General features: G+C 34.3%; 6 protein-coding genes. All 6 read right to left on the reverse strand.

The window, feature by feature from the left end; all coding sequences use genetic code 11:
* Positions 1 to 198 (reverse strand): hypothetical protein (locus DW005_RS14030; protein WP_207658750.1); only part of this gene is annotated, 198 nt, incomplete at its 3' end.
* 15 nt (positions 199 to 213) lie between these two features.
* Positions 214 to 489 (reverse strand): hypothetical protein, encoded by a 276-nt coding sequence (locus DW005_RS13360; RefSeq protein WP_117480170.1) that lies wholly within the window; start codon positions 487 to 489, stop codon positions 214 to 216.
* A 228-nt stretch (positions 490 to 717) separates the two neighbouring features.
* Positions 718 to 1452, reverse strand: a complete 735-nt coding sequence (locus tag DW005_RS13365) for a hypothetical protein (RefSeq protein WP_117480171.1) — start codon at positions 1450 to 1452, stop codon at positions 718 to 720.
* Between the two features lie 123 nt (positions 1453 to 1575).
* The gene (locus DW005_RS13370) at positions 1576 to 2880 is read right to left on the reverse strand and encodes a sensor histidine kinase (RefSeq protein WP_117480172.1); all 1305 of its coding nucleotides are present in this window, start codon (positions 2878 to 2880) and stop codon (positions 1576 to 1578) included.
* A 14-nt stretch (positions 2881 to 2894) separates the two neighbouring features.
* A complete protein-coding gene (locus tag DW005_RS13375; protein ID WP_117480173.1) occupies positions 2895 to 3641 on the reverse strand; it encodes a LytTR family DNA-binding domain-containing protein in 747 nt (248 codons plus the stop codon).
* 50 nt (positions 3642 to 3691) lie between these two features.
* The gene (locus tag DW005_RS13380; protein WP_117480174.1) at positions 3692 to 4378 is read right to left on the reverse strand and encodes a hypothetical protein; all 687 of its coding nucleotides are present in this window, start codon (positions 4376 to 4378) and stop codon (positions 3692 to 3694) included.
* Between the last annotated feature and the right edge of the window lie 275 nt (positions 4379 to 4653).

A 4653-nucleotide genomic window follows, 5' to 3' on the forward strand; every position in this document is an offset into this window, starting at 1 on the left:
CATATATGGATATCCCGACTTTGTATCTTTATCAGCTTCTACCCAAAATGAACTCTTCCATTTAGATTTTTCCAGGGAGTTCTGCTTCGATGACGAGTCAAAGTGTCTTTGCTTCTCTGTAGTACTATCCTGATGCAGACCACACGAAACAAAAAATAAACATATCACAAATAAACCAAAGAATTTCAAAAATCTCATTTCTAATTTTCCCCCTCATATAATCAAGTTTCGATCTGGGCTATTACCTAATAAATCAAGCTCTGTTACTTTTGTTCCGGCATGATCTTCAATTAGAATATGTTCCATTTTTACATCAATTTTACCAGTATATTTTTCGTTTGACATTATTGGCATTTGTTCATAACCAAAATAGCATCCTTTCATCCTCTCTCTTGGAATAGAAATCAATATCCAATATATCAATCCTATAAATAACATAATTACAAATAAAATACAGCAACTAATTATTAATTTCCCCTTTTTTCTCACTATATCTCCTTTCATAAATGTTTAAATACAATTTCTTCATCGTACACCATTAGGTATATCTTTTCTTCTGTAATATTCCTTAGTATATTTTACAAAACCAACGTATTAATAATGCAGTATCTCGTCATATGTATTAATTGTGCATACTCACATTATGTGTTGTATTTTCCATGCTTTTGTTGTCACATCCACATAGCAAATCTTTTTCCAGCTCATCTTCTTCCTCTATCAATTATACTTGAAACTTTTTTTTGCCCGCTTCGAAACATATCTTTTATCCCAAAGCTCAACAGTGTTTTTTCCAGCTGCTGTCCAGGAACAACTATACGCAACAAGTCCAATATTCTTTTTAAACGAAACAGTATATATGCTAAGTACATCTGAAAAATCTTTCTTTACAGTCCATGTATTATACTGTCTAACATCTTTCTTTTTCCCATAAATCAACATTCGCTCATGTTCACCAGATTCTTCCTCCGATAAAACATCTTTCATTTCATCCTTCTGGCAAATAATATGAGTGTATTCTTCTGGTATTCGCCCCTCCTCACAAAAAGTTTTCATTTCATTATCCGGCATATGCGGCATACAATACCAGTATATCCTATCTTGCTTGACCAAAAAATAGTACATATCTAAGCATTCCTTCGGCATATGGTATCGTCCATCGCTATCATAAGAATCATACTCCACCCGCTGAAAAAAAATGTGCCATACTTCTCCCCTTTTGCCTTTTCTTTCTCTATTGACAAACATCGTTGTTTCTTTTTCCAATAAATCTGAAAAATAGAACCGCCCGGAAACTTTTATTTGACAATTTTCTGTATATGGAAAATATTCATTATGTATTTCGCTTGTTTCTGTTGGTTTCTTTTTAGCATCTTTGGTTTCAACTTTCCCACAACCTGATACTGCTGCTATCACAAATATAGAAACACACATTTTCAAACACACACGTTTCATTCTTAAACTCCTCTTCTTTCAATAACTACTTCTCCCCGCTATCTGCGCTACTTTTTACTATACCTATTTCACCAAAAGTTTCAACAAAAGCGACAATTTTTGCAGAATGAGGGGCCACTTTTGTTATATTTCTTCATCAGTAGAGATTAGCAACACCGTTTCAAATGTTTTATCCTCTGCCGTACACATCAAACATCCACCATATTTTTCTGCAATCCGCCTCACGGAATGAAGTCCGATTCCATGCATGCCATCATCTTTTTTTGTAGTAGCAAAGTCTCCATCCTGCGTATGTTTTATATTTTCAAATGGGTTTGTGATTTTTATTACGCAGAAACCGCCTACTTCCTTCATATAAACGTAACTCTTAATATACTTTTCCCCTTGCGTCTCCGCAGCCGCACGAATCGCATTATCCAAAAGATTGCCAAGCATGGAAATCAAATCCATTGGTGCCACATGTTGTAATAGGACTCCGGGTTCTACATAAAAGTCTGTGTGAATCCCTTGCTTCCTTGCTTCCCGTCTTTTTTCATTTAACAATGAATTTAATACCGGATTGTCGCAGTACACCATCCTGGAATCCTTTTCCATTTCTTCACCAATACTATCTGTCAATTCTAAAATCGCTTTCGTATTTCCATCCTTTGCAAAGACATAAATCATTTTTATCTGATTCGTAATATTATGAATCAGTTCCTTTTGTTTCTTGTCAATTTCCGATATCTGCATATAATATTCCAAGTCTTTTTTCTGCTTTATAATTACGATATTTTGTTCCATCGTTTCATATAAGCGCTCCGAATACCGTTCAAATGCATAAAAACTCATTACATTCCCCAAAAACAAGACCGCAAAACTGCACCCAAGGAATGCACTCGCATACCCTGCCATATGATGAACTGCTCCCGAATAGAATACAATTATCATAACAAATAAGCTTGCAGCCGGAATCATCATATACATAATAAATATTTTGGAATCTTGTATTCTCTTTCGTTTGCCTATTGCTTGATTCGTAATCAGAACCAGTATATAGGTGAGAAATTTAATGACAAGCATCAAAATCATAATCAATGTGGAATTTTTGTAATCCGATGCATCCGGATGTACCAAAAGCATAAATAAAAACTCACATCCACACAAAACGCAAAACATCGTAGCAAAGCATAACAAACGATAGCATACTTTTCCCTGAAATTCTAAAACCGTATACAAGAAAAATAATGCAGGCGTAATTAAAATATTAACATCCCCATTCCCCAAAAGGTTGCATATGGTTAATAGAATAACGATGCCGATTTGACAGCTCTTTTCTTTTAATACTGAATCAGCAAAGAACTTTCTCTTGCTAAAATAATTTTGAAAAAACAAATGGAACAAATACACATCGATGATGCAGCTTATTACAACACTTAATACCTTCACTTTATCCTCCGTTTTTATTTATATTTTTCACTCATTACCGCAGCCAGTGCCCGTCTGAACTCTGGCATTCTGGAACGTGAAACATTCAATTCTTCTCCGTTTGATAGTTTTATCACACCCTCTGATTTTAATTTAACGACATGATTTAAGTTTACAATATAACTATTATGGGCATATTCAAAACCGTATCCCTTCAAATCCGTATACAGCTCTGCCAACTTCTTTTTTGTCGTAATCCTATCCTCAAATGAGTAGTCTTTATAATTCTCCTGCACATGGATTTCGCTTCCGCGCTTATAATTATCTATGTATAAAATATCATCTGGATACACCTTCACTATATTCATGTGATTTTTCCCCATTACATAGGTTCTTTTTTTCATTTGCTTCATTTTCTCTACTACTGCGGTCAACTCCAATAACATTTTGTCATCTCCATAATTTTTCCGCAAATATCGAAAAGGTGTGGTTTTAAATGATTCATCCGTAGGCTTTGATACACCAGAACAAAATACTAATAAAGAATCCGGAAATAATTTTCTGAACTGCTTTGCTGTGGCATGTCCGTCCATTCCACTCATCTGCATATCAAGAATGATCAAGTCACAAGATGTCATTCTCTCTACTGTAAGAAGACACTCTTCCCCCGACGTAACTTCATAAAAGATAACTTGACGCTCACTCAAGTCGCATCGCAAAAGCATTTCTTTCATATAGGAAATAAAATTTTTATCATCATCACAAATAACAATCTTATACATAACGTCCTCCCCTATTTTTTTGTTCAGTATAGCATATGTGTCTATCTTTGTCAATTTTTGTAATGTACCTTTTCCACCTTAACGTACTGGTAATAATATGACCCAGCCGGAATTGCTAACCGAACATTTATATCTCCATCTTCTAAGTAAAACTGATCTTCTTGCTCAAAAATCTGTTCTTTTATTCGTTCATCCGAAAGCTTACCAAATGCTTCTTGAAATTCTTTCCCGCATTGCTGAAAAACTGCTTTTTTACATTTTGTCATAAACTCATCGGACTCAATAATTACATCTTTCAGCAATAATTCTCTGTTTTTTCCCCAGTCATAGTTCACAGAAAAAGATACATTTATAGGATGTAATGCCCCTTTTGCATAATAATCTCCAGTAAATAGAACAGATAAAATTTTATCCGTTTGTGTTTTGACATCATAATTTAATGTGATAGCAACTTCTTGTTTCAAATCAATTTCTCCCATCAGTTTTTTAATATGCGATAGAATGATTTTATTACAAGACTCTGTTTTTTCGCCCTCTAACTTTGGATAATGAATATTCCACCATTTACTCTTTTGTTTTTGGGACGTGTATACCCTATCTTCAATGCTAAATATCCTATCTTTATTTGTCTGAGTTCCTTGTGTACTATTGGAAATTTGTTTCATATCATTTTCATTTACTCTGCCACACGACGTAATGCATGCACAAAGAAATAATAATAAATAAATTTTTTTCATGCCTATTTCCCCTTTCTGCGAAAGAATCCAATGCATTATAAAACATGTTGGCTGGCTTTCACTTTTCCGCTCTTGTTTTTCTCTTTTTCTTTTTTTCGATACAATTCTCTCCTAAAATAAAAATGTCTCCCCATGGGACACATCACATATGTGAGAGGTGCAGGGAGTCCTATTGTTATTATCTTATGCTATTTTCTAGAAAAAAACAACTATTTATTTCATGATGGGGTAAATTTACTGTCGGAAAGTATTAGACAGACTACACCTGTGACCTG

The sequence above is a fragment of the Clostridium sp. AF36-4 genome, from assembly GCF_003435975.1.
Taxonomy (GTDB): Bacteria; Bacillota; Clostridia; order Lachnospirales; family Lachnospiraceae; genus Eubacterium_F.